Origin of the sequence: Arthrobacter sp. NPDC058288 (genome assembly GCF_042880995.1) — a bacterium.
Lineage (GTDB): Bacteria > Actinomycetota > Actinomycetes > Actinomycetales > Micrococcaceae > Arthrobacter.
This window is the reverse complement of record NZ_JBHVYH010000014.1, coordinates 27,655-51,913: the sequence shown is the minus strand read 5'-3', so window position 1 is coordinate 51,913 and position 24,259 is coordinate 27,655. Positions and strand designations below refer to the sequence as shown.

At 65.9% G+C, this 24,259-nt stretch carries 23 protein-coding genes, 1 tRNA gene, 1 other RNA gene and 1 pseudogene; 19 read left to right on the top strand and 7 right to left on the bottom strand.

Annotation, left to right across the window (positions count from 1 at the left end; all coding sequences use genetic code 11):
* The 12 genes and pseudogenes from ACFVWT_RS22390 to ACFVWT_RS22335 form a co-directional block, all read left to right on the top strand.
* Positions 1-114, top strand: a pseudogene (locus tag ACFVWT_RS22390) (carbohydrate ABC transporter permease); the annotation flags it as partial.
* A gap of 42 nt (positions 115-156) precedes the next feature.
* Entirely contained in the window at positions 157-918 is a 762-nt protein-coding gene (locus ACFVWT_RS22385) for a sugar phosphate isomerase/epimerase family protein (protein WP_390251821.1), read from the top strand.
* On the top strand, positions 915-2,033 hold the full coding sequence (locus tag ACFVWT_RS22380) for a Gfo/Idh/MocA family protein (RefSeq protein ID WP_390251819.1): 1,119 nt from the start codon (positions 915-917) through the stop codon (positions 2,031-2,033). Before ACFVWT_RS22385 ends, ACFVWT_RS22380 begins: the two co-directional genes overlap by 4 nt.
* A gap of 10 nt (positions 2,034-2,043) precedes the next feature.
* The gene (locus ACFVWT_RS22375) at positions 2,044-3,240 is read left to right on the top strand and encodes a Gfo/Idh/MocA family protein (protein WP_390251817.1); all 1,197 of its coding nucleotides are present in this window, start codon (positions 2,044-2,046) and stop codon (positions 3,238-3,240) included.
* Position 3,241: 1 nt separating this feature from the next.
* Positions 3,242-4,243 (top strand): sugar phosphate isomerase/epimerase family protein, encoded by a 1,002-nt coding sequence (locus ACFVWT_RS22370; RefSeq protein ID WP_390251815.1) that lies wholly within the window; start codon positions 3,242-3,244, stop codon positions 4,241-4,243.
* 3 nt (positions 4,244-4,246) lie between these two features.
* On the top strand, positions 4,247-5,110 hold the full coding sequence (locus tag ACFVWT_RS22365; RefSeq protein WP_390251813.1) for a DUF1080 domain-containing protein: 864 nt from the start codon (positions 4,247-4,249) through the stop codon (positions 5,108-5,110).
* Positions 5,111-5,112: 2 nt separating this feature from the next.
* Complete coding sequence (locus tag ACFVWT_RS22360; protein ID WP_390251811.1) at positions 5,113-6,015, top strand: TolB family protein; 903 nt, start codon at positions 5,113-5,115, stop codon at positions 6,013-6,015.
* On the top strand, positions 6,008-7,042 hold the full coding sequence (locus tag ACFVWT_RS22355) for a Gfo/Idh/MocA family protein (protein WP_390251809.1): 1,035 nt from the start codon (positions 6,008-6,010) through the stop codon (positions 7,040-7,042). The genes ACFVWT_RS22360 and ACFVWT_RS22355 overlap by 8 nt, the downstream gene beginning before the upstream one ends.
* Positions 7,035-7,517 (top strand): heme-degrading domain-containing protein, encoded by a 483-nt coding sequence (locus ACFVWT_RS22350; RefSeq protein WP_390251807.1) that lies wholly within the window; start codon positions 7,035-7,037, stop codon positions 7,515-7,517. Before ACFVWT_RS22355 ends, ACFVWT_RS22350 begins: the two co-directional genes overlap by 8 nt.
* A gap of 10 nt (positions 7,518-7,527) precedes the next feature.
* Positions 7,528-8,085, top strand: coding sequence for a GNAT family N-acetyltransferase (locus tag ACFVWT_RS22345; RefSeq protein WP_390251805.1), 558 nt, complete (start codon positions 7,528-7,530; stop codon positions 8,083-8,085).
* A gap of 80 nt (positions 8,086-8,165) precedes the next feature.
* A complete protein-coding gene (locus tag ACFVWT_RS22340; protein ID WP_390251803.1) occupies positions 8,166-8,891 on the top strand; it encodes a DsbA family oxidoreductase in 726 nt (241 codons plus the stop codon).
* A gap of 35 nt (positions 8,892-8,926) precedes the next feature.
* Positions 8,927-9,550: a TetR/AcrR family transcriptional regulator gene (locus tag ACFVWT_RS22335; protein WP_390251801.1), complete on the top strand. Its 624-nt coding sequence runs from the start codon at positions 8,927-8,929 to the stop codon at positions 9,548-9,550.
* Between the two features lie 24 nt (positions 9,551-9,574).
* Here the strand turns inward: ACFVWT_RS22335 and ACFVWT_RS22330 are convergent, their stop codons facing one another.
* A complete protein-coding gene (locus ACFVWT_RS22330) occupies positions 9,575-10,240 on the bottom strand; it encodes a LytR C-terminal domain-containing protein (RefSeq protein WP_390251799.1) in 666 nt (221 codons plus the stop codon).
* Entirely contained in the window at positions 10,233-10,532 is a 300-nt protein-coding gene (locus ACFVWT_RS22325) for a type II toxin-antitoxin system VapB family antitoxin (RefSeq protein WP_028272925.1), read from the bottom strand. Before ACFVWT_RS22325 ends, ACFVWT_RS22330 begins: the two co-directional genes overlap by 8 nt.
* Before the next feature lie 146 nt (positions 10,533-10,678).
* On the opposite strand from ACFVWT_RS22325, the gene ACFVWT_RS22320 reads away from it, so the two are divergent.
* Positions 10,679-11,593: a hypothetical protein gene (locus ACFVWT_RS22320; protein ID WP_390251797.1), complete on the top strand. Its 915-nt coding sequence runs from the start codon at positions 10,679-10,681 to the stop codon at positions 11,591-11,593.
* Positions 11,594-11,790: 197 nt separating this feature from the next.
* Complete coding sequence (locus ACFVWT_RS22315; RefSeq protein WP_390251795.1) at positions 11,791-13,266, top strand: stealth family protein; 1,476 nt, start codon at positions 11,791-11,793, stop codon at positions 13,264-13,266.
* A gap of 77 nt (positions 13,267-13,343) precedes the next feature.
* Here the strand turns inward: ACFVWT_RS22315 and ACFVWT_RS22310 are convergent, their stop codons facing one another.
* From ACFVWT_RS22310 to ACFVWT_RS22295, 4 genes are all read right to left on the bottom strand, one after another.
* The gene (locus tag ACFVWT_RS22310) at positions 13,344-14,285 is read right to left on the bottom strand and encodes a phosphodiesterase (protein ID WP_390251793.1); all 942 of its coding nucleotides are present in this window, start codon (positions 14,283-14,285) and stop codon (positions 13,344-13,346) included.
* A gap of 195 nt (positions 14,286-14,480) precedes the next feature.
* Entirely contained in the window at positions 14,481-15,692 is a 1,212-nt protein-coding gene (gene fdhA, locus ACFVWT_RS22305) for a formaldehyde dehydrogenase, glutathione-independent (RefSeq protein WP_390251791.1), read from the bottom strand.
* Positions 15,693-15,925: 233 nt separating this feature from the next.
* Complete coding sequence (locus ACFVWT_RS22300) at positions 15,926-16,411, bottom strand: glutathione peroxidase (protein WP_390251789.1); 486 nt, start codon at positions 16,409-16,411, stop codon at positions 15,926-15,928.
* A 97-nt stretch (positions 16,412-16,508) separates the two neighbouring features.
* The gene (locus tag ACFVWT_RS22295; protein ID WP_390251786.1) at positions 16,509-17,621 is read right to left on the bottom strand and encodes a peptidoglycan DD-metalloendopeptidase family protein; all 1,113 of its coding nucleotides are present in this window, start codon (positions 17,619-17,621) and stop codon (positions 16,509-16,511) included.
* Between the two features lie 449 nt (positions 17,622-18,070).
* Between ACFVWT_RS22295 and ACFVWT_RS22290 the strand changes: the two genes are divergently transcribed.
* Positions 18,071-19,084, top strand: a complete 1,014-nt coding sequence (locus ACFVWT_RS22290; RefSeq protein WP_390251783.1) for an oxygenase MpaB family protein — start codon at positions 18,071-18,073, stop codon at positions 19,082-19,084.
* Here ACFVWT_RS22290 and ACFVWT_RS22285 read toward each other — a convergent pair.
* Positions 19,049-19,133: transfer RNA gene (locus ACFVWT_RS22285), tRNA-Ser, on the bottom strand. The two genes, ACFVWT_RS22290 and ACFVWT_RS22285, sit on opposite strands and share 36 nt — an antisense overlap.
* 403 nt (positions 19,134-19,536) lie before the next feature.
* Between ACFVWT_RS22285 and ACFVWT_RS22280 the strand changes: the two genes are divergently transcribed.
* The 4 genes from ACFVWT_RS22280 to recR all read left to right on the top strand — a co-directional run bounded on the left by ACFVWT_RS22280 (position 19,537) and on the right by recR (position 24,084).
* Positions 19,537-19,890, top strand: coding sequence for a hypothetical protein (locus ACFVWT_RS22280; RefSeq protein ID WP_390251781.1), 354 nt, complete (start codon positions 19,537-19,539; stop codon positions 19,888-19,890).
* 68 nt (positions 19,891-19,958) lie between these two features.
* Positions 19,959-20,055: signal recognition particle sRNA small type (ffs, locus tag ACFVWT_RS22275), an RNA gene on the top strand.
* Positions 20,056-20,106: 51 nt separating this feature from the next.
* Positions 20,107-23,325 (top strand): DNA polymerase III subunit gamma and tau, encoded by a 3,219-nt coding sequence (locus ACFVWT_RS22270; protein WP_390251779.1) that lies wholly within the window; start codon positions 20,107-20,109, stop codon positions 23,323-23,325.
* Between the two features lie 159 nt (positions 23,326-23,484).
* Positions 23,485-24,084 (top strand): recombination mediator RecR, encoded by a 600-nt coding sequence (recR, locus tag ACFVWT_RS22265; RefSeq protein ID WP_028272227.1) that lies wholly within the window; start codon positions 23,485-23,487, stop codon positions 24,082-24,084.
* The last annotated feature ends 175 nt before the right edge of the window (positions 24,085-24,259 follow it).

Here is a 24,259-nt window from a genome sequence, read left to right as displayed (position 1 = left end):
ACCTCCGTCATGGCCCTCGCCGTGGTCATGATGCTCCCGCCGGTCATCGTCTTCGCCACCCTGAACAAATACTTCAGCGTCGGCGGCATCGGCGGCTCCCTCGCCGGCCGCTAACCAGCGCCGCACCCTTCTTTAGAACAACCGCAAAGGAACGACATGTCTTACTCACTCCAGCTCTACACCCTGCGCAATGCCATCCAGGAGGACCTGCCCGGCACCATCCGGAAGGTCGCCGAGATCGGCTTCACGCAGGTTGAGCCCTACAACTTCGTTGCGACGGCACCCGAACTCGGTGCCGCGCTCAAGGAGAACGGCCTCACTGCACCGTCCGGGCACGCGCCGCTGCTGAGCCAGGACCAGGACGAGATCTTTGCCGCCGCGAAGGAACTGGGCATCAGCACCGTCATTGACCCGTTCCTGCCGGCCGAGCACTGGCAGAAGGCCGAGGACATCAAAGCCACCGCAGCTAAGCTCAACGCGGCGGCGAAGAAGGGCGCCGAATACGGCATCCGCGTCGGGTACCACAACCATGCCTGGGAGCTGGAGTCCATCATCGAGGGGCGCACGGCACTTGAGTATTTCGCTGACCTCCTGGACCCGGAACTGGTCCTGGAAGTGGACACCTACTGGGTTGCCGTGGGCGGGCAGGACCCCGTGGACATCCTGGCAAAGCTGGGGGACCGGGTGAAGTTCATCCACATCAAGGACGGCCCGGCCACCACCGACACCAAGGCGCAGCAGCCCGCCGGCCAGGGCAAAATCGCGGTCTGGGATGTCATCAGCGCCGCGAAGTCCCTGGAAGTGGGCGTGGTGGAGTTTGACGACTACTCCGGCGACATCTTCGACGGCATCGCCCAGTCCCTGGCGTACCTGAACACCGGAGCCAACACCGGCGCAAGCGAAGGAGCCCGGGCATGAGCACCTCTTCCGCGAAGAAAGGCCCGGTGGGCGTCGCCGTCATCGGTGCCGGCAACATCAGCAAGCAGTACCTGGACAACCTGACGGTGTTCCCGGACCTGAAGGTCCATGTCATCGCCGACCTGTTCGAGGACGCCGCGGCCGCGCGGGCGAAGGAATACGGAATCGCCGAATCCGGCGGGGTGGACGCAGCCCTGAACCATCCCGACGTCGAAATCATCGTCAACCTCACCATCCCGGCCGCGCACGTGGAGGTGGCAACCGCCGCCGTCAACGCGGGCAAGCACGTCTGGACCGAGAAGCCGTTCTCGCTGGACCGGGAATCCGGACTCGGACTGCTGAAGGCGGCGGACGCCGCGGGGCTGCGGCTGGGCTGCGCCCCGGACACGTTCCTCGGCGCCGGGCTGCAGACCGCACGGCGGATCATCGAACGCGGCGACATCGGCACCCCGCTGACGGCCATGACCACGTTCCAGACCCCGGGACCTGAATCCTGGCACCCGAATCCGGCGTTCCTCTTCCAGTACGGCGCAGGGCCCCTGTTCGATATGGGCCCGTATTACCTCACCGCGCTGGTCCAGACCTTCGGGTCCGTGCGCAAGGTGGCGGCGATCGGTTCCAAGGCAAAGGAAGTCCGGGTCATCGGTTCCGGCCCCAAGCTGGGCGAGGAATTCACCGTCGAGGTCCCCACCCACGTGTCCGCGATGGCCCAGTTCGAAGGCGGCCAGTCCTCGCACAGCGTCTTTTCCTTCGAGTCGCCGCGGCAGCGGATGGGCTTCGTGGAGATCACCGGCACGGAAGCCACCATTTCCCTTCCGGATCCCAACTACTTCGACGGCGACGTGCGGCTCTGGCGCGCGGGCGATGAAGAATGGACCGTCATTCCCGCCACCGGCCCGTCCAACGGCCGCGGCATGGGTGTTCTGGACATGGCCCGTTCCATCCGGGCCGGTGTTCCGCACCGCGCCACGGGCAACCTCGCCTACCACGTGCTGGACACCATGGTCTCGATCTCCGAATCCGTGGAATCCGGCACCTTTGTCAACGTCGAAAGCTCCGCCCCCGCGTCCCCGGCCCTCCCCGAGGACTGGGACCCCACCGCTTCCACCCTCTAGGAACCAGGCAATGAACTCCGCAGAAAGCACGGACGGCACCAACCCGGACAACCCGCCGCTGGGTGTGGCGATGATTGGCTACGCGTTTATGGGCAAGGCCCATTCAAACGCGTGGCGGAACGTGGTCAGCTTCTTTGATGTTCCGGCCTTCGAGCAGAAAGTGCTCGTGGGCCGGGACGCCGGGCAGGTCGCGGCGGCCGCCGCGAAATACGGCTGGGAAGAGTCCGCAACGGACTGGCGCTCAGTCCTGGACCGGGACGACATCCACATCGTGGATATCTGCGCACCGGGCTGGATGCACGCCGAGATTGCCGTCGCGGCGCTCGAGGCCGGCAAGCACGTCCTGGTCGAGAAGCCGCTCGCCAACACCCTGGCCGAGGCCGAAGCGATGGCGGACGCTGCCCGGTCCGCCCGGGAACGCGGCGTGCAGTCGATGATCGGTTTCAACTACCGCCGAGTGCCCGCCCTGGCCCTCGCGAAGGAGCTCATCGCTGAAGGCCGGCTGGGCACGGTCCGACACATCCGGGCCGCGTACCTGCAGGACTGGCTGGTGGACGCCGACTCCCCCATGACGTGGCGGCTGAACAAGGAAACCGCCGGGTCCGGGGCGCTGGGCGACATCGCGTCCCACGCGATCGACCAGGTCATGTTCCTCCTCGGCGGCACGGTCACCGAGGTCTCCGGCCGGCTGCACACCTTCGTCTCCCACCGCCCCGGGGCGGAGGGCCCGGAAGAGGTGACGGTCGACGACGCCGCCTGGGCCACGCTGACCCTGGACTCAGGGACCATCGCCTCCGTGGAGGTTTCCCGGATGGCCACCGGACAGAAGAATTCCCTGAAACTGGAGATCTACGGGGACAAGGGCTCCCTGCTGTTCGACCTGGAAGCCATCAACGAACTCGGCTTCCTGGACGCCACCGTCCCGGTCCGGGAGCAGGGGTTCCGGCGCATCCTGGTCAACGAACCCGAGCACCCGTACATGGCCGCCTGGTGGCCGCAGGGCCACGTGATCGGCTGGGAACACACCTTCACGCACGAAATCCGCGACTTCCTCGCCGCGATCGACGGCGGCACCGCGCCGTCGCCGTCGTTCGAGGACGGACTGGCCGTCCAGCGCGTGCTGGCCGCCATCGAAGAATCCGCCAACGCCAAATCCTCCATCATCCAACTGACCGCGTCCCCCGTCCCCGCCACCGAAGGAGCCTGACATGCCCCGCCCGTACACCCTGTTCACCGGCCAGTGGGCTGACCTCCCCTTCGAGGAAGTCGCCCGCCTGGCCTCCGGCTGGGGCTACGACGGCCTCGAAATCGCCGTCTCCGGGGACCACCTGGACGCCTGGCGCTGGGACGAACCCGGCTACGTCGAGTCCAAACTCGCCGTCCTGGAGAAGTACAACCTGAAGGTCTGGGCCATCTCCAACCACCTCAAGGGCCAGGCCGTGTGCGATGACCCCATCGACTTCCGCCACGAAGCCATCGTCGGATCCAAGGTCTGGGGCGACGGCGACCCCGAAGGCGTCCGCACCCGCGCGGCCGAAGAAATGAAACACACCGCCCGGCTCGCCAAAGCCCTCGGCGTGGACACCGTCGTCGGGTTCACCGGCTCCTCGATCTGGCAGTACGTCGCGATGTTCCCGCCCGTCCCGGAGAAAGTCATCGAGGCCGGCTACCAGGACTTCGCGGACCGCTGGAACCCCATCCTGGATGTCTTCGACGAATGCGGGGTCCGCTTCGCCCACGAAGTCCACCCTTCCGAGATCGCCTACGACTACTGGACCACCGTCCGCACCCTCGAAGCGATCGGCCACCGGCCCGCGTTCGGGCTGAACTGGGACCCGTCCCACTTCATGTGGCAGGGCATCGACCCCGTCTCCTTCATCTGGGACTTCAAGGACCGGATCTACCACGTCGACTGCAAGGACACCAAGCTCCGCCCCACCGGCCGGAACACCGTCATGGGCTCCCACCTGCCCTGGGGCGACCCCCGCCGCGGCTGGGACTTCGTCTCTGCCGGACGCGGCGACGTGCCCTGGGAATCGTCCTTCCGCGCCCTCACCGCGATCGGCTACAACGGCCCCATCTCCGTCGAATGGGAAGACGCCGGCATGGACCGCCTCCACGGCGCCCCCGAAGCCCTCGCCGCGCTCAAGAAGTTCGACTTCCCCGCCTCCCAGACCAGCTTCGACGCCGCCTTCAGCAGCAAGGACTAGGTCATGCCAGGAATTGAAACGCCCGACGGCGGCGATGGTTTTGTCCCGCTGTTCGACGGCACCACCTTGGCCGGCTGGCGATCGGTACCCCGTGTCTACGGCACCGAGTATCCGGGCGGTCCGGCCCTCTTGGAACGCTTTGCCGACCTTGGTTTGACCCCGCCTGTGGAACCCGAGAAGCACCCGGCCCGCTGGTTCGTGGAGGACGGCGTCCTGGTCGGCGAGCAGGACTCCCCCGGCAGCGGCTACGGCGGCTACCTGGTGAGCGAGCATGCGTACGGCGACTTCGAACTCGTGCTGGAAATGCGCCCCGACTGGCCGGCAGACACCGGCGTGATGATCCGGCGCCGGCCGGATACGTGGGAAGGTTTCCAGGTCCTGGTGGACCACCGTCCCTCCGGCGGCATCGGCGGGTTCTTCGGCAACGGGCTGGCGAGCTTCTCCGCCGTGCCCTTCGCCGTCAACGTGGCCACGGACGCCGACGGGCGGCCCACCGGTTTGATAGCGGACAACCCGGCCACGTCGGTGGAGCCCGTCACGGAAGAAAAGCGTGCACGCCTGAAGCACGCCGCCGACGTCGAGGACTTCCTCAGCGTCTGGCGCTGGAACGACTGGAACGAACTCCGCATCCGCTGCGTCGGCGCGCTGCCGGTCATCACCACCTGGGTCAACGGCCTTAAGATCGCCGAACTGGACACCGCTACGCTGGACTCGCCGCACTACAACCCGGCGGATGTCCTGGCAGTTCTCGGCGAGCGCGGGCATATCGCGTTGGAAGTCCACGACAACGACTCCATGTTCGGGGAGGCCCGCTGGGGCAAGGGCGCGCAGTGCCGGTGGCGGAACATCCGGATCAAGGAGCTCTGAACATGCTGCGTACCCTTCAGCCCGGCCAGCGCTGCGAGGTGTGGATAGCGTCCGCCACGGGCGAATCCGAACTTGTCTACAGCACCGACGAGCTCCTCCTCGAAGCGCCGAACTGGACCCTCGACGGCTCGGCCCTCATCCTCAACGGGGACGGGAAGCTGTGGAGCTTTGACGTTGCCGGCCGGACAGTCGACCAGGTCCCTCTGACCGGCATCCCCGACCTCAACAACGACCACGTCCTGGCACCCGACGGCCAGGCGATCTACCTGTCGGCCAACGACGGCCACATCTACCGTGCAGCTTTGAGCGGGGATCCGGCGGCGCGGGTCACTCCCGACGACGGTTCGTTCCATTTCCTCCACGGCGTGAGTCCCGACGGCGGCGAACTCGCTTATGTGGGTATCGAGGCGGGCGACTTTACGCAGCCGGGCCGCCTCAGGACCATACCGTCCGACGGCGGCGCTACCGCCGGGGTTGATGTCGGCCCCGGCCATTGCGACGGACCGGAATACTCGCCAGACGGAAAGTGGCTCTACCTGAACACGGAGTCCTTCAGCTCTCTCCCCGGCCACGCCCAGCTTGCCCGCGTGCAGGTTGACGGAAGCGGTTTCGAGCGCCTCCTTGAGAGCGAAACCGTCGACTGGTTTCCCCATCTCTCCCCCGATGGCGAACTGGCCAGCTACATCCGCTTCCCCGGCGGCACGGAGGGGCACCCCGCGGACCTGCCGGTCGCCGTCGTGCTTGTCTCCACGAGCGACTGGACCGCACCGCTTCACATCTGGCCTCTCTTCGGCGGCCAGGGAACCCTCAACGTTAATAGTTGGTCGCCGGATTCCAGGCGCTTTGCGTTTGTGGCGTACCCGCTGGCCAACCCCGACTCGCCAAAGGACAGCGTTCTTGACTAATCAACCCACCGGCACGTCCGACGGAGCAATCCGCTGGGGCATCCTCGGCACCGGATTCATCGCGGGGCTGCAAGCGCAGGACCTGAACGAGAACAGCTTCACGGTACAGGCCGTCGGGTCACGCTCGCTCGACTCCAGCAAGTCGTTTGCAGAGCGGTACGGCGTGGCGACCGCGCACGGCAGCTATGAGGACTTGGTGGCAGACCCGTCGGTTGACGTGGTCTACATCGCCACGCCGCACCCGTTCCACCATGCCAATGCCTTGCTGGCGTTGAATGCCGGCAAGCATGTGCTGGTGGAAAAGTCGTTCACCATGAACGCCCGCGAAGCCCAGGACATTGTTGACCTCGCGGAATCCAAGGGGCTCGTGGCCCTGGAAGCCATGTGGACCCGGTTCCTCCCGCACATGATCCGCCTCCGCGCCATCATCCAGGAAGGCACCATCGGCGAGGTCCGGAAGGTGGTCGCCAGCCACAACCAGAGCCTGCCCAAGGACCCTGCCCACCGGCTGAACGATCCTGCACTGGGTGGCGGAGCGCTGCTGGACCTCGGCATCTACCCGATCTCCTTTGCGTTCGACATCCTGGGCACTCCGGAGACCATTCGCGCCAGTGCCTCCATGACCGCGACGGGTGTGGACCGGCAGACAGCGGCCATCTTTGAATACGCTGGCGGCCGGCAGGCAATTGTGGACTGCGAACTGGACGCCGCCAGCGCCAACCGGGCCATGGTCATCGGGACCGAAGGGTGGATCGACATCGAATCCACCTGGTACAACCCCGTGCCATTCACCGTTCATGCGCTGGATGGCAGCGTTATTGAACGGTACGAGCAGCCCGTCAACAGTCGCGGTATGCAGTACCAGGCTGCAGAACTGGAACGCCTGATCCGCGCGGGCGATACCGCCGGCACCATCCTTCCTCCAAGTGAATCAGTCGCCGTCATGGCCGCCATGGACGAAATCCGCCGCCAGATCGGGCTCAGCTACGACGCCGACGCCACCCCCAACGGGACTTCCCTTGACTGACACCGACTCACCACGAATCACGGAACTGCGCCGGCACGAGGAAGAGCTCGTCTTCCCCGGCTTTGACCATCACGACGCCTGGCGCCTCGGCTCGCTCATCGCCAACCGCGCCATCGCCGAGGGCCATTCCGTGGCCATCGATATCCGGCGCCACAACGTGGTTCTCTTCCGCTGTGTCCTGCCCGGCGCCACCGCCGACCAGGAGGAATGGATCCGCCGCAAGTCGGCAAGCACCCTGCGTTTTGAACGCAGCACGGCCCTGATGTCCGAGGAGTTCGCGGCCAAGCGCTTCGACCCCACGCAGGGAGGGTGGCTCACGCCGGAGGACTACACGCTGGCTGGAGGCTCCTTCCCGATCCGGGTCCGGGGCACGGGCGTCGTCGCTGCAGTCACGGCGTCCGGACTGTCCTCGGACGACGACCACCAGCTGGTGGTCGACAGCATCAGGACCTACCTCGCGGAGGTCGCGGACTAGAGTTTTGGACATGACGCACACCATCCGCAAAGCAACAGCGGACGACGCCGGCCGGCTGGCCGGGCTCGCCGCCGTCACCTTCCCGCTGGCCTGCCCGCCGCAATCCTCCCCGGACGACATCGCTGCGCACCTGGCGAACACCCTCAGCGACGCGAACTTCCGGAGCTATCTGGCGGATCCCGGCATCACGGTCCTGGTGATCGATTCCGACGGCGACCTCCGCGGCTACAGCATGCTCGTGGACCGTCCGGCCGGCGACCAGGACGTAGCGGCCGCACTGACCATCCAGCCGTCAACCGAGCTCAGCAAATGCTATGTGCACCCGGACCATCACGGGCTGGGCGCCGCAGCCGAACTGATGCACGCCACCCTGGAGGAAGCCGCAGCCTCAGGTGCCCGCGGAATGTGGCTGGGGGTCAACAGCCAGAACGCCAAGGCCATCCGCTTCTACGAGAAATCAGGATTCCGGAAGGTCGGCACCAAATCGTTCAACCTGGGTGCCACGGTGGAACACGACTTCGTGATGGAGCGGCCGCTCGGCCACCCACCAGCCCGAACGGACACTTAAGCCCCCTCCCGGCGCGGGCAGTGAGCAAAGCTACATGCCCGCCGGGGAATGGATGGCGCGGGAACAGGGTTGTCGCCAGCATGAAGATTGAGATCTGGTCCGACGTCGCCTGCCCCTGGTGCTACATCGGCAAGCGCCGGTTCGAAGCAGCCCTGGCCGAATTCCCGCACCGCGATTCCGTGGAGGTGCAGTGGCGCAGCTACCAGCTCGATCCCGGCCTGCCCGAGCACTACGACGGCACCGAACTGGACTACCTCAGCACCCGCAAGGGCATGGCACCGGCGCAGGTCTCACAGATGTTCGAACACGTGGCGGAGCAGGCCAGGGGCGAGGGACTCAACTACCGGTTCGACGCCGTCGTGGTTGCCAACAGTTTCACGGCCCACCGGCTGATCCACCTGGCTGCCGCCCACGGCAAGCAGGATGCCGCCAAGGAGCGCCTGCTGAGCGACCACTTCGAGCACGGCAAGGACATCGGCAGCCGCGAGTACCTCACCTCCCTGGGCCTGGACCTGGAGATCGACGCCGGGGAGCTGGACGAGCTGTTCACCACGGACAAGTACGCCGAGGACGTCCGGTTCGACTTCGAAGAGGGCCGCGCCCTGGGCATCAGCGGCGTACCGTTCTTCGTCATCGACCGGAAGTTTGGACTGTCCGGCGCCCAGCCGTCGGCGATGTTCAGCCAGGCGCTCAACCAGGCGTGGCACGAGAAACAGCCCCTCGTCATGGCCGGCACGGCCGCCCAAGGCAGCGAGGGAAGCGAAGGAAGCGCGGGAGCATGCGGCCCGGACGGCTGCGCCGTATGAATAGGTTTACTGACAGATCACTGTAAAGTGTCTGTATGCCTAGGATTTCGGCCGCCACGAATGCTGCCCAACGAGCCGAGACCCAACGCCGCATCCTGACCGGCTTCGGCGAACTCCTCTTCACCCACGGCCTGCCCGGGCTGACCATGACGGATGTTGCCCGCCATGCCGGCATCGGACGCACTGCCGTGTACAACTACTATGCGGACATCGAAGAGTTGCTGATCGCCTACGCGCTGGACGAAACCGAGCGCTTCCTCGATGGCCTGCGGGAGTCCCTGCAGTCATTGGAGAACCCGGTGGAACGCCTGGCGCTCTACGTCCGCGCACAGGTGGAGGACCTCAGCCGCCGCCACCTGCCACCCGGCCCCGCCATGGCCGCCGTGCTCTCGCCCGCATCCTTTTCCAAGCTCGCTGACCATGTGGGCGAACTGAGCCTCCTCCTGCAGGACATCCTGCGCGATGCAATGGCGGAGGGCTACCTGCCCCCGGCTGACATCGCGCAATTGGCGCAGCTCATCCACGGCACGCTGTCCTCCAGTGCCGCCCGCGGGGACGGCACCCCCGAAGCGGTGCTCCGCACCGTCCGTTTCATCCAGCTGGGCGCGGGCGCACGGTTCGACGACGACGGCCGTCCCGTGAGGCTCAGCCAGCCGTAGCCGGCCTGCGGGAACCGGCCCGGCTCAGCCTGCTTTGGGGATCACCGGCCACTTGGCGCTGTCCACGATCCGGCGGCTCTCGCGGGGGCAGCTGAGCTGGCCGGGCGTCTGGTCCACGAGGCCCGGCGCGACTAATTCCTTGAATTCAGTCGTCAGGATCACATCCACGCTGCCGTCCGAACGGCTGTCCTGGAAGTAGTCCGACTTGGGAAGGTTCCGCTGCACGCTGAAGGCGGCCGACTGGCCCGCGGCCCCGGAAACCACCGCGGCCACACCCTTGTAGCCGGACTGGGTGTTATCCACGGCGGCAACTGCGAACTTCCTGGCCAGGAACTCGTCAGCCACGGAACGGGCCAGGCCCGGCCGGTTGGTGGCGTTGTAGACGTTGAGGCTGACCTTTTCGTTCGGGGTGTAGTCGAAAGTGGTGGTGGGACATGCGGAAACGGCAGACTGGCTACGCTCCGCCGTCGGAATCTTGATCTGTCCGTTCATAATCGCCAACGCAACGATGATCGCGGAGATGATCAGCCCCACCAGCAGAACCAGCACCACGCCGTGAAGGATTCGCCGGCGCATCCGCACGGGGTCTTCCGCGGTGTCGTCCGGCTCAACGAAGGTGGCCCTGAGCTCCGGCCCGGAGACGACACGGTGCCCGTGCAGGACGGTGATGTCCTTGGGTTTCCTAGCCATCTATCACCAGCACACGGGCATGGATTGCAGTGCGCTGATGCAGTGCGGTCCGGACGGCACGGTGCAGGCCGTCCTCGAGGTACAGGGTTCCGCGATACTGCACCACGTGGGGAAAAAGGTCGCCGAAGAACGTGGAGTCCTCAGCGAGGAGGGCCTCGAGGTCGAGGGTGCGCTTGGTGGTCACGAGCTCGTCGAGCCGGACGGGCCGCGGCGGCAGGGCAGCCCATTCCTTCGGGGTGTTGTAACCATGGTCGGGGTAAGGGCGTCCCTCGCCCACAGCTTTGAATATCACCCTGCAAGCCTAAGGATGTTGCCCGCCCAAGGGAACGAATGACCCCGCACAGTTCCAAGGTTGTAGCCAAACAGTGACCATTGGCTGCTGCGGCGGCGCAAGGCAACATTCTGCGCCTTGGCAGCCCGGACTGAGAGAATGGAGCCATGACTGCATCCGAGAACCAGGCCGGCGCGTCGCCGTCGGCTCCTCCCCTTGCCCTCCTGCTCGACGTCGACGGCCCCGTGGCGAGCCCGGTCACCCGCAACGTCAAGCCGGAGATCATCGCGGACATGGTGGCCCTGGCCACCGCCGGGATTCCGGTCATCTTCAACACCGGCCGCTCGGACGCGTTCATCCGCGAACAAGTGATGGAGCCCATGATCGCCGCCGGAATGCCCGCGGGAACCATCATCCACGCCATCTGCGAAAAGGGTGCGGTCTGGTTCAGCTACACAGCTGCCGGGCCCGGACCGGTGCACGTGGACCACGACCTCGCCGTTCCCCGCGCCTACGGCGATGACGTCCGCCGGCTGGTGTCCGAGGACTATGCGACACACATGTTCTACGACGAAACCAAGCGCGCCATGGTGTCCGTGGAACAGCATATCGACGTGGCCAGCGAGGATTACCTGGGCGAACAAAAACTGTTCGACGCCGACGCCATGGAGCTCATGGCCCGTCACGGCCTGGGCGTGGTCCGGCTGGACCACCACGCTCCCGATTCGGACGACCAGATCGACTACCGGGTGGACCCCACCATCATTTCCACGGACATCGAATCGGTGCGTCTCGGGAAGGACCTGGGCGCCAGCCGTGCTGTCGAGCTGCTCGCGGCGCAGGGTATCCGTCCCCTGGCGTGGCGGACGGTGGGTGATTCACGCACCGACTACGCCATGGCCGACTGGCTGCACCACAACGACCATGAGGTGAAGCACGTGGACGTCCGCCCGGCGGACGGGGTTCCCGTCAAGCCGTACGCCGTCCTGACGGCCGCCGACCTGGGGCTCGCTGAAGATGTGATCCACGACGACGCCGGCGGCGCGTTCATGCGCAGCTGGCGGGAGGCTCTGGCCGGCTAGGTCCGGATTAGTCGAGTTTTTTTGCGCGGGTTATCATGCAGGTAGGACCTCTATAGACAACAGCTCGGAGAAACACCATTACAGACGCACTCGTTCAGGATGAGATCTACTACGGCGGTCAGGCTTCCGACGACGGCAGGAGCCACGCCGAAGTTACGTCGCCGGCGGCTGTCGCACGGCTGAAGAACCGCCCCGATGTGGTCCGCCACCGAGGGCGCTACGCGCTGATCAACGACACCCGCACGCCTTACCAGGCCATGGTGGAGGACCTGCTGTTCATCCGCAACGTCCTTGCCAACGCCGGCTTGGACTACCTCCTGGTGCGCGGCAACAACCACCGCCCGGTCATCGCCCTGGACTGGGAGAACCGGAAGAAGCTCCGGGCAGCGCTGGTGGAAGCCTGCCGTGACGAGCCCGTCTACTCGATGACAGTTGATGCCAAGAAGAAGTCCTCTGTCCTGGTGGCCGATGGCGAGCTCTCCCCGAACCGTCAGGCCCGGATCTTCCGGCTGTACCGGCCGCGCGTGGAGCCCAACGGCGGTTTCGAATTCGGATCCTCCGCGGGCGTGCAGATCGAACTGTGGAGCTTCGAAGGCAACCAGCTGATCCTGCCGATTGAAAACTCCCTCACCCGCCGGACCATGCTCACCACCGACGCCGTGCGCGGCACCGTGGAGCGTTACGGCCACACCTGGCCCACCATCGAGAACATGTTTGCGGACCACGCCAGCGACATCAGCTTTGACATCGATATGGTGTTTTCCTGGGTGGACGGCAGTTCCCCGGAGTACATCGCCGCTCGGCGGGCCAGGATGGCCGGCATCGTCGTGGGCGAAGGCGATGACCATGAGGCCCGCTACCGCCAGATCGACGAACTGAAGTACGCCCTGCGCTCGGTGTACATGTTCGCTCCCTGGGTGCGGCGGATCTTCATTGCCACGGACTCCCCGGCGCCCGCCTGGCTGGCCGACCACCCCTCGGTGACCATCGTGCGCAGTGAAGAATTCTTCGCGGACCCCTCCGTGCTGCCCACGCACAACTCCCAGGCCGTCGAGTGCCAACTGCACCACATCGAAGGGCTCTCTGAGCACTTCCTGTATTCCAACGACGACATGTTCTTCGGCCGTGCGGTGGGACCGGACATGTTCTTCACACCCGGCGGGGTCACCAAGTTCATTGAGGCGGAAACCCGCATCGGGCTGGGCGACAACGACGCGGAACGCAGTGGTTTCGAGAATGCCGCGAGGGTGAACCGGAAACTCCTGTGGGACCGGTTCGGCCGGATCACCACCCGCCACCTGGAGCACACTGCCGCCCCGCTGCGCCGGAGCGTTGCCGCCACCATGGAGCAGGAATTCCCGCAGGAGTTCGCCAAGACCGCGGCCAGCCGTTTCCGGGCAGCGGACAACATCTCCGTGACAAACTCCTTCTACCACTACTACGCGCTGCTGACCGGGCGCGCGGTTACCCAGACGGCAGCAAAGGTGAGGTACATCGACACCACGATGCGGTCCGGCCTCAATTACCTGCCCAAGCTGCTGTCCAAGCGAAACATGGACTTCTTCTGCCTGAATGACGGCAGCTTCCCCGAGGTGGAAGCCGAGGAACGTGCCCAGTTGGTCACTGACTTCCTGGAGAAGTACTACCCGATCAAGGCGCCCTGGGAAAAGTAGGGCTCCTCAACCCAGGGCAGCGCTCCTCAACCAGCGCAGATCAGCATCCGGAGCCCGGAGCCCGGAGCCCGCACTGATCATCGGGACGCGCTGATCATGGGGATGCTCTGGGTCGGCGGGTGCCCCTGGGTTTTTGCCTGCCTCGGAATACGGATGCCGGCAGCGGCCAGGCGGCGCTGTGTTTCGGCTGCGCTGACGACCTCGCCGACCTCGGCTGCGCTCCCGACGGGCACCACGGAATGCACGATCGTGTGCTCATAAACGTGCACGAGGTTGAAGGCCTGGCCGCCGTCGACAGGGCGGGTACCACCCACGGGTACGTTCAGGTCCTGGGTGTAACAGGTGGCAGAGGCCACCGATACGGGGATGCCGGCGAAGGTGGCGGTGGTGGAGTAATGCAGGTGTCCGGCCAGGATGCTGCGGACGTCCGAGTTGCGCAGGACCGCAGCCAGGGCCGGCTGTCCGCGCAGCTCCACCAGGACTGCGAGGTCCAGGATGGATGGCACCGGAGGATGGTGCAACGCCAGGATGGTGCCGTCCGGCGCGGGAGTGGCGAGTTCCGCGGCGAGCCATTCCAACTGTTCCTGGCTGAGTTCACCATGGTGGAACCCCGGCACCGAAGTGTCCAGGGTAATCACCCTCAGGCCGTTGATGAAGTAGCTGCGGTCCACCGGCGCATTGTTCCCGGGCTGGTCGAACAGGCCGGTGCGGAAGTTTTCCCGGTCATCGTGGTTTCCCATCGCCCAGATGACCTGCGCGTTCATCGACTTGCAGGCGGGTTCAACGATCGCGCGGAGCTTTGCGTAGGCCTCGGGTTCGCCTTGGTCGGCCAGGTCGCCGGTGAAGATCACGGCTTCCGGACGGGCCCCTGAGGCCTTGACTTCCTCAAACAATTGTTTCAGGCGGGCTTCGCTGTCCACTGCGCCATAGAGATGATCCGGACCTCCCAACAGGTGGGGGTCGCTCAGGTGGAGTAGAAAATGACGTGGCCGCGGATGTTCGGCCTCGATGAGCTCCATTACTGCCTTCCTGGTTGGGTGGAGACTGTAGCCCCCAACTTCCCTCTCAGTAATGTCTATCCAACCAGACATTCGGCAAATAGTGTGCAAACTCCAGTGCTCATCTTTGGAAAAACGGCAAGAACAAGTAGTTCGGCGGCCACATACCCGACTACGGATGTGGCCGCCGAACTTGGTTACTCAAGTACTTTGCTGCTAGCTCAGGTAGCCGTTGGGGTTGAGGACGTACTTAGTGGCCGCACCGGCGTCGAACTCGGCATACCCCTTGGGCGCGTCTTCCAGGCTGATCGCCTTGGCGTTGACGTTCTTGGCGATGTGCACCTTGTCGTGCAGGATCGCCATCATGAGCCCGCGGTTGTACTTCATCACGGGGCACTGGCCGGTGGTGAAGCTCAGCGACTTCGCCCAGCCGGTGCCCAGGCTGAGCGAGAGAGCGCCCTTCTTGGCCGCCTCGTCGATGCCGCCCGGGTCGCCGGTGACGTAGAGCCCGGGAATGCCGAGCGCGCCGCCGGCCGCCGTGAGTTCCATCAGCGAATTCAGCACCGTGGCCGGAGCCTCCTTGGCGTCGTGACCGTGGCCCTTGGCCTCGAAACCGACGGCGTCAACGGCACAATCCACTTCGGGGACCCCGAGGATCTGCTCGATCTGCTCTGCCGGGCCGCCCTGGGACAAGTCGACGGTCTCGCAGCCGAAGCTCCGTGCCTGCTTCAGCCGGTCTTCGTTCATGTCGCCCACGATGACTGCCGCAGCGCCAAGCAGGTGGGCACTCGTGGCGGCAGCCAGGCCGACAGGACCGGCACCCGCAATGTAGACCGTGGAGCCCACGCCGACGCCGGCGGTGACGGCGCCATGGAATCCCGTGGGGAAGATATCCGACAGCATGGCCAGGTCGAGGATCTTGTCCATGGCCTGGTCCTTGTCCGGGAACTTCAGCAGGTTCCAGTCGGCGTACGGCACCAGGACGTAGTTGGCCTGGCCGCCCACCCAGCCGCCCATGTCGACGTAGCCGTAGGCGCTTCCCGGCCTGTCGGGATTGACGTTGAGGCAGATGCCGGTCTTGCGTTCCTTGCAGTTCCGGCAGCGGCCGCAGGCAATGTTGAACGGAACGGAGCAGACGTCCCCCACCTTGATGAACTCGACGTCGGGCCCGACTTCCACCACTTCACCGGTGATTTCGTGGCCCAGGACGAGGTCCGGGGGCGCTGTGGTGCGGCCGCGAACCATGTGTTGGTCGGAACCGCAGATGTTGGTGGCAACGGTCTTAAGGATTACGCCATGGCGGACCGAGCGGCCCACGTTGGCTGGGTTGACGCCCGGCCCGTCCTTGAGCTCGAAGGTGGGGTAGTCGATGTCTATCAGTTCGACTTTTCCCGGGCCCTTGTAGGCAACGGCTTTGTTCCCTGTCATCTCTTTCCTCCTGGTTCACGGGCACCGAAACGGGCGCCCAGTGTGATTCACGAAGTTCTGATCCGCCCTCCGAGGCAGGCATGGACCGGCCGTGTCGTCCGGCGATGCTGCAGCTGGAAACGCCGCGGCCGTGCAGGACAGATTGGAGGGTTCGGCCAGTCTAGGCGGTAAGCATACTTAGGGATAGGGGCCGTTGGGCCCTAGCTGCCGCCGTCGTGAATCATTCGCGCGCGTCAGGCGAGGGCTTCCTCAATGGCAGCGATGACCTCCGGCGAGTCCGGTTCCACGGTGGGAGCAAAGCGGGCCACCACCACGCCGTCGCGGTTAATGAGGAACTTTTCAAAGTTCCACTTCACAAGGCCCGGGAGCAATCCGTTCTTGAAACGTGTGAGCTCGGCGTACAGCGGGTGTTGGTTTTTGCCGCGAACATCGGCCTTCGCGGTCAGCGGGAAGGTCACGCCGAAATTCCGCTCGCAGAATTCGGCGATTTCGTCGTCGCTGCCCGGTTCCTGCCCGGCGAACTGGTTGCACGGAACACCCAGGATTTCGAACCCCTGGTCCTTGAACTTTCCGTAGAGCAACTCAAGGCCGCCGTACTGCGGGGTGAAGCCGCATTGGGAAGCTACGTTGACTACCATCACCACGCGCCCCTTGAAGCGGCCAAAATCGGTTTCGGTGCCGTCGTTGAGGGTCAGCGGAATGGAATGGATCGAATTCACGGTGGGCTTCCTTAAGAAACTGGTCATGGCTGCTATTCGTTGACAACGGCCAAGTGTATGGGTTGGTGCCCGGGTGAATTTGGGTGGCGGGATCCTGTCAGGGCGTCGGCGTGGGTGTCGGCGTCGGCGTGGGTGTGGCAGTAGCGGTCGGAGCGGGTGTGGCAGTAGCGGTCGGAGTGGGTTTCGCTGTCATAGTCGGTTCGGGGTCGGCCGTGGGTTCCGGCGAAGGGGTCGCGGTGGCCGTGAACGTGGGTTCCGGCGCCTCCGTGAACGTGGGATCGCTCGTGGGCTCGGCGGTGCCCGTCTCCGTCGGCGACGTTGTCGCAGTGGCCTGCCCGGTCCGGGTCGGCGCTGGCGTCTCCGTCTGCGACGGTGAGGGCGACGAGGTGGCAGTTGAGGTGGCGGTTGGCGAAGGCGTGGCGGTCGCCGTCGAGGTCCCCGGGGCAGTGGCGGATGCGCTCGGCGTCGGAGCCGGAGTGGCCGACGCGGCAGGAGTCGCAGTGGCCGACGGCGTTGCCTGAACGGGTCCCTCCGTCTCCCCGCCCGCCACCGTGTGCGAGTTGTCTCCGGAAACCGGGATCGCCCAGGTGGGATCGCCCTTGGGGGCGTCCCCTCCGGGAACATAGCTGATCATGTCAATGCTCCCCAACTCGTCCAGCTGCCTGGTGGGCAGGAGCGTCCAGTCCAGCGGGTTGACATGGACGCCGTTGAGGATGGTTTCAAAATGCAGGTGGCAACCCGTGGACGAACCCGTGGTGCCCACTTTCGCGATGATCTCGCCCACCTGGACGGAATCGCCCTTCTTGACCGCAATGCCTTCCAAGTGGTTGTACGTGGTGATCAGCCCGTTGCCGTGGTCAATCTCCACACGGTTACCGCCGCCCCAGGGGTGCCAGCCAACGGCCCTGACCACGCCGGCGTCGGCCGCGTACACCCGGGTGCCGCACGCGGCCGCGAAGTCCTGGCCCCAGTGGAACTCCCCCGCAGTGCCGGTCAACGGGCTGACCCTGAGCCCGAAACCGGAGGTTTCGTTCAGCACTTCGAGGGGTGCCATTAGCGAACCTGCGGGAGGCCGCCTCAGCTCCTGGGAGGCAACGTTCAATTCCCGCTTGCCGCTTTTGGAGATGGTCCGGATGTCGCTGCGGCTGTAGGAAACCAGGGCGTTGGCATTGGCTGCAATAGTCCCGGGTGAAGCGCCCAGCGGTTTCATGAAGGCGTCCGGCCACGGCGCAACACGCGGCCCCCTCACCGCTGGTTGCTGCGAGGCTGGGGCAACTACGGCTGATGGCGGCGTGGCGGGTCCCTGGAGGGCAAGTGCCACCACGCCCAGCGTTGAAACGGCGCATACGCCAAGAATCCGTGCAGCGGCCAGGCAAGGCCTGCCGGGCTGTTGGTCGGGTCCATATCCCCAGTGATTTCCCACGCGCTGACTCCTGCGATAGGCCCGCCAGACCCCAATCTCGACGGACTTACGATTCCTATGGGACCACAGCCCACCGCCCCTGTGAACCCCCAACAGGGAGGCCATTGAGCCGCTCCCGCGGGATTCCGCCCTTTCACGCCGGAATTCCCAGCTGGCTCACAGCCGCCGGGCCCGGAAACCTCACGGCCGGGACGTACTTCCGGTGCGGCCCGCGTTCGGTTGCGCAAGAATGGACCATGCGCAATGTCCTCAGGGAGTGGCAGGCCGAGCTCAGGCAAACCTTCACCGGATCACGGGGGGCCGTGCCGGGCTGGGTTCCACTGCTTGAAGAGGGTGACGACGCCGGATACCACCTCCCCGGGTCCGCCGTCTGGGCGGTGCACGGTTCAATGACCACTATTGTGGCGGGCATCCGTGCACTCCTGATGCAGGCCCTACATCCCGGGGCCCTTGCTGGTGTGCACGACCACTCCCGGTTCCGCGAGGATCCGCTGGGCCGGCTGGCCGGAACCATCCGCTGGATCTTCACCGTGTCCTATGGCTCCACGTCCGCGGCGCGTGCAGCATCCGGCTGGGTCCTGCGGCTGCATGAATCGGTGCGGGGCGAGTACGTGGACGCCCACGGGGCCAAAAGAAGCTACGCGGCGAACGACCCCGAGCTGCTCCGTTGGGTGCACATCGCATTCACAGACGCATTCCTCTCAGCCCACAAGATCTGGGGCCGCCCCATCCCGGGCGGCCCGGACGCTTACGTCCGTGAGTGGGCGCACGCGGGACTGCTGATGGGCGTCGACTCGCCGCCGCTGAGCGAGGCGGAAATGCGGCAACAGTTGGACAGGTGGTACGACGACGGCGACCTCCGCTCCGACGAAAGGGTGGCCGAAATTGTGGCCTTCATCCGTAACCCGCCGCTGCATCCTTCACTGCGCCCCGGCTACCGGATGCTGTTTGCCGCCGCTGTTTCCAGCCTCGAACCGAAATACCGGGAACTGCTGGGACTCCGGCCGCCACGGCTGGGGCCTTTGCCGCTGCCGATCCGCTTTGGCACCAAAGTGACCCTCGCCGTCGTCCAATTGGCGCTGGGCGGCGCCGGCCGCGGCGGCAGGGTTGGCCCGAGTGAGCAGGCCGCACGGCGGCGGCTGCGCCGCTTGGGTTTTGCGGCCCAGGTCCCTGTTAACGCAAAAAGGCCCCGGTCCGAAGACCGGGGCCAAACGCGGAGAATGGGGGATTTGAACCCCCGAGGGCGTTAACCCAACACGCGTTCCAGGCGTGCGCCATAGGCCGCTAGGCGAATTCTCCAGTAGCTTCTGAATCAAAAGCAGATACTAGAATACCTGAACTTTTCGGCATCACCCAATTGGGCCAAACGGAACATTACGGCGGCGCAATCAGCGGCCATCTCCGGCCTGCGTATTTCCGGCCAGTTCTAGCGGCCGAACGTGTCATTAACGCAAAAATGGACGCCCCCAATGCGCCCACTCTTCCGGAACACCGTTGAGCTGCCGGGTCCGGCCCTCGCGCCAGGCCCTGCAGCTCACAACCTTGAGTTCAACTTGAGATTGCCCCAATCGGTGTACATATCCATGTTCCGCTTTGTACCGGTGATAAGCAAGGGTTCCTCCCCGATATCGCCGGACCGTTACCTACTTGTGCCGCTGGCCGCGCGCCGAACCCCCTGCTGAAGTACTGCCAAGATGGGCACATGACGCAACTTCACGCCCTGGTGACCTACGTTCCCGCGGACCATGCTGAGGCTGTCCTGACGGCCGTGGGCGATGCTGGAGCCGGGCGGATCGGGAACTATTCGCACTGCGCCTTCACAGCCCCCGGTACCGGAAGGTTTACGCCGCTCGGCGGCTCCCGGCCATTCATCGGATCGGAAGGCCGCAGCGAGCAGGTGCCGGAGATAAGAATCGAGTGCGTTGTTGAGGAAGAAGTGCTCGAGTCCGTGGTGGCCGCTCTTCGCGCAGCCCACCCTTACGAGGAGCCCGCGCTGATGAGCTGGGCAGTCAACGGACATCGCCCGGCCCGGATGCCGGACAGCAGTGAAGCGTAGTCGAGCGCGCCCGAAACGGGCCGCCAGCTGCCGATTCGGGGCACACGAAATCATCGGGTAAACTCATTGACGGCCCCTCATGTGGCGTCATCCTGTTGAACTCCCCCAGGACCGGAAGGTAGCAAGGGTAAATGGGCTCTGGCGGGTGCATGGGGGGTCTTTACTATTCCCCCACAGGGCGGCAAACTGTCAGCCCGGATTGGTAGGGTTTTCTCTGTGAGTGTTACAACCGCCCTTTATCGCAGATACCGTCCAGATTCCTTTGCTGACGTTATCGGGCAGGAACACGTCACGGACCCGCTGATGACGGCGCTGCGGAAAAACCGCGTCAACCATGCCTACCTGTTTTCCGGCCCGCGCGGTTGCGGTAAGACCACGTCGGCCCGCATCCTGGCCCGCTGCCTCAACTGCGCTGAAGGTCCCACTGACACCCCGTGCGGTACGTGCCCCAGCTGTGTCGAGCTTGCGCGCGGCGGCTCCGGGTCCCTCGACGTGATCGAGATCGACGCCGCCAGCCACGGCGGCGTCGATGACGCCCGGGACCTGCGCGAACGCGCCACCTACGCTCCCGTCCGCGACCGGTACAAGATCTTCATCATCGACGAAGCCCACATGGTCACCTCAGCGGGCTTCAACGCCCTGCTCAAGATCGTGGAAGAGCCGCCGGAACACATCAAGTTCATCTTCGCCACCACGGAGCCGGACAAGGTGATCGGCACCATCCGCTCCCGCACCCATCACTACCCGTTCCGGCTGGTCCCGCCCGAGCCCCTCATGGCCTACCTTGAGCTGCTCTGTAACCAGGAAAACGTTCCCGTGGCACCCGGAGTGCTGTCCCTGGTCATCCGGGCCGGCGGCGGTTCCGTCCGGGACTCGCTCTCGGTCCTGGACCAGCTCATGGCGGGCGCCGGTCCCGCCGGGCTGGACTACGAGCTCGCCGTCGCACTGCTGGGCTACACCCACGCCTCCCTGCTGGACGACGTCGTTGAAGCCGTGGCTGCCTCGGATTCCGCCACCGTCTTCCGGGCGGTGGACCGGGTGATCCAGACGGGCCACGATCCGCGCCGCTTCGTGGAGGATCTCCTGGAGCGCTTCCGCGACCTCATCATCGTCCAGGCTATGCCGGAGAGCGCCCAGTCCATCCTGCGCGGGATGCCGGCCGACCAGATCGCCCGCCTGCAGAACCAGGCCCACAACCTTGGCGCGGCCGAGCTGAGCCGGGCTGCGGACGTCACCAACACCGCGCTGACCGAAATGACTGGCGCCACCTCGCCGCGGCTGCACCTGGAACTGCTGTGCGCCCGCATCCTCCTACCCACTTCCGAACAGACCGAACGCGGCATCGCCGCCCGCATCGACCGCGTGGAGCGCCGGCTAAATTACGGCGGGAACGACGTCGGAACTCCCGCCACTGCTGCAACGGCACCTTCCGCCGCAGCACCTGCGGCACCGGCACCTTCGACACCGGCGCCGGCGCCGGCCCCCGCGGCGGCCCCGAGGGCTTCCTCCGAGACGCCCGCACCAGTTTCTGCAGCCTCCGCGCCGCAGCCATCCACAACACAACCAACCGCGCCACAACCAACCCCTCCGCAGCCGCCTGCGGCTTCCCGTCCCGAAGCACCCCGCGAATCCCTTATTCCGCCGCGTGTTTCCACCACCGATTGGCCGGTCGACGAGTCACAAGCAGCGAATCGGGGTGCGTCCGGGCCGGCCCCCTCGCGTCCGGCCGTCCCGCAGGCTGCCGGTCCGCAGGCTGCCGGTCCGCAGGCCCCGGCGGCACCAGCCGCCGCATCGGGCCCCTCGGCGGCAACTCCAATTGAACCCGTCGTGGCAGCGCGGACACCCCTGCGGCCCGAAGCGGACCAGCCGGGGGCGGAGCGCAACGTTCCGGCGTCGAACGCCGGGGGTGACGTCGAAGTGCTCCGCCGTGCCTGGCCTGAAGTCCTGCAAACGCTAAGCAAGATCAAGCGCAGCACGTGGGCGCTCGTGGAGCCGAATGCCCAGGTGGCCCAGTTCGACGGCCAGGTGCTCACCTTGGCGTTCACTACCTCCGGGCTGGCCGGTGCTTTCGGCCGGGCCGACCACTCGGAGAATCTTCGCCAGGCGATCCACAAAACCGTGGGTATTGACTGCCAGATCAATGCAGTGTCCGGCGGCGCCAGCAGCTCAGCGAGCTCTGAGCCAAACCCAAAAGCACCGGCTAGCCCGGCGTCGCCGGAGACGCCCGCCGGCCCGAAAGCGCCGGCGACGCCCGCTCGCCCGGAAACACCGGCGACGCCCGCTGACGTTGCCTGGGGCCTTGCCCCTGCGTCCGCTGCAGCGGTCGCAGATCCCGAGGCGGGCCCGGCCGATGCCCGCCCGGCCGCTACCACGGCGGCCACCGGTGCCGGTGCTGCCGGTGAGCGCAAGCCCGAACAAAGCCCGCAAGCGCCGCCCGCGCCGCGGCAGCAGGACGACGCGTCCGGTTCCTACAGCTACCCGGACGACGACTGGGGCCCGCCGCTGGACGAAGATGCTCCCCCGCTGGATGAAGAGCCCCCCATGGACTGGACTCCTTCATTTCCTGCGCAGTCGCGTCCAGTTCAGCCGGCCGCTGCCTCGTTCGGCGCACCCGAACGTCCCGCACCGGAACGGCCCGCAGCGGACCTTCAGGCTCCGGAGCGTCGCGCACCGGAAAGCCCCGCCTCAAGCGAGCAGCCAGCCGTCATTCCTGCTTCGGTGGGCTCTTCACGCGGCACTGGCGATGCGTCCAACGACGATCCCTGGTCCCGCGCCACGGAAGAGGCACCCGGCGTCTGGACCGTGGGTGCAGAATCGAACGTTGGCAAGTCCGTGGAAGATCCGGACCGGGCAGGCCTGCCTGTGCTTCCGGAGCCCGAGCCGCCGCACTACGAGCCGGCTGCGGCACAGCTCCCCCGGTCCGCGGAGGCCCGGGACGAAGGTCCCGCCCTCCACCCGGGTGATAACGCGCGCCCCGCCGAAGTCCGGCAGCCCGTGGGTGCGCTATCCGGTGCCGGCAGTTCCGCTGGCGCAGGCTGGGCAACGTCCGCGCAGTATGGTCCCGCCACGGCAACAGACCCCTCGCCGGCAATGGCCGGCCCGGATGTCAGGAGCGTCGCGTCACCTGCACCTGCCGCTTACGCATCGCCGCAGCCCCAGCCTGCCCCTGCCCCGGCAGCCGCTCCCGGCGGGACAGCGAAGCAAAGCCTGTACCAACGGCTGTCCAACAGTCCCGAGGCCGAAGCCGGCCGGGCCAAGGCTCCCGCGCGACAGGCCGAGGCCGTCAAGACCTACGTCCAGGACACACCCAGCCCGGACGACGAAACAATTGAGGAATCCGGCGTCTTTGGACGCGCCGCCGTCGAGCGTATTCTGGGCGGAAAGCTGGTGGAGGAACGCTCCTTGGACGGGAGCCCGATCGCACCCCGCTTCTAGCCTGCCCGCCGAAAAAGCACCCCTTGCCAGGACTGCCACCAGCGGTACTCCCCCGCGGGGTGCTGACCATCCCGGCTCACGGGAAGGGAACGGCATGCCTGCGGCCGCCGGCCCACCGATCTACGACCCGAACAAACGATTCGAACGAACGAGGACATTGTGTACGAAGGTGCAGTTCAAGAGCTGATCGACGAGCTTGGCCGCCTTCCCGGCGTGGGGCCCAAGTCCGCCCAGCGGCTGGCATTCCATATCCTCGAGGCGGACCCTCAGGACATGAAACGGCTTGTCGAGGCCATCACCACAGTGAAGGAACGCGTGAAGTTCTGCACGGTATGCGGCAACGTCACGGAGCAGGAATTGTGCAACATCTGCCGCGACCCGCGCCGTGATCCCTCGGTCATTTGCGTTGTGGAGGAATCCAAGGACGTCCTGGCCGTGGAGCGCACCCGTTCCTTCCGTGGCCGTTACCACGTCCTGGGCGGGGCAATTAACCCCATCGCCGGAGTGGGCCCCGAGCAGCTGCGGATCAGGGAGCTCCTGACCCGGCTCAACGACGGCGCCATTCAGGAAATCATCATCGCGACGGACCCCAACCTTGAGGGTGAGGCCACGGCCACGTACCTGGCCAGAATGCTGAAATCCATCGGCATCACTGTGACCAGGCTTGCCTCGGGCCTGCCGGTAGGCGGCGACCTGGAATACGCGGATGAGGTCACCCTGGGGCGCGCATTCGAGGGCCGCCGGAACGCCCTGAGCTGACCGGGCACCGACGACACTCAACGGAACCGCCCGCCTCCACTGGACCGCGCGTCGTGGACGCTCTCCGGAGATGACTGGCCGGGCATGACCGATGGGGCCACCATGCGGTCACAATTCAGCGTCGCGCGGTTCCCGGCGATAAACTGGGCACATCAGTTACGCCGTCGCGCCGTTT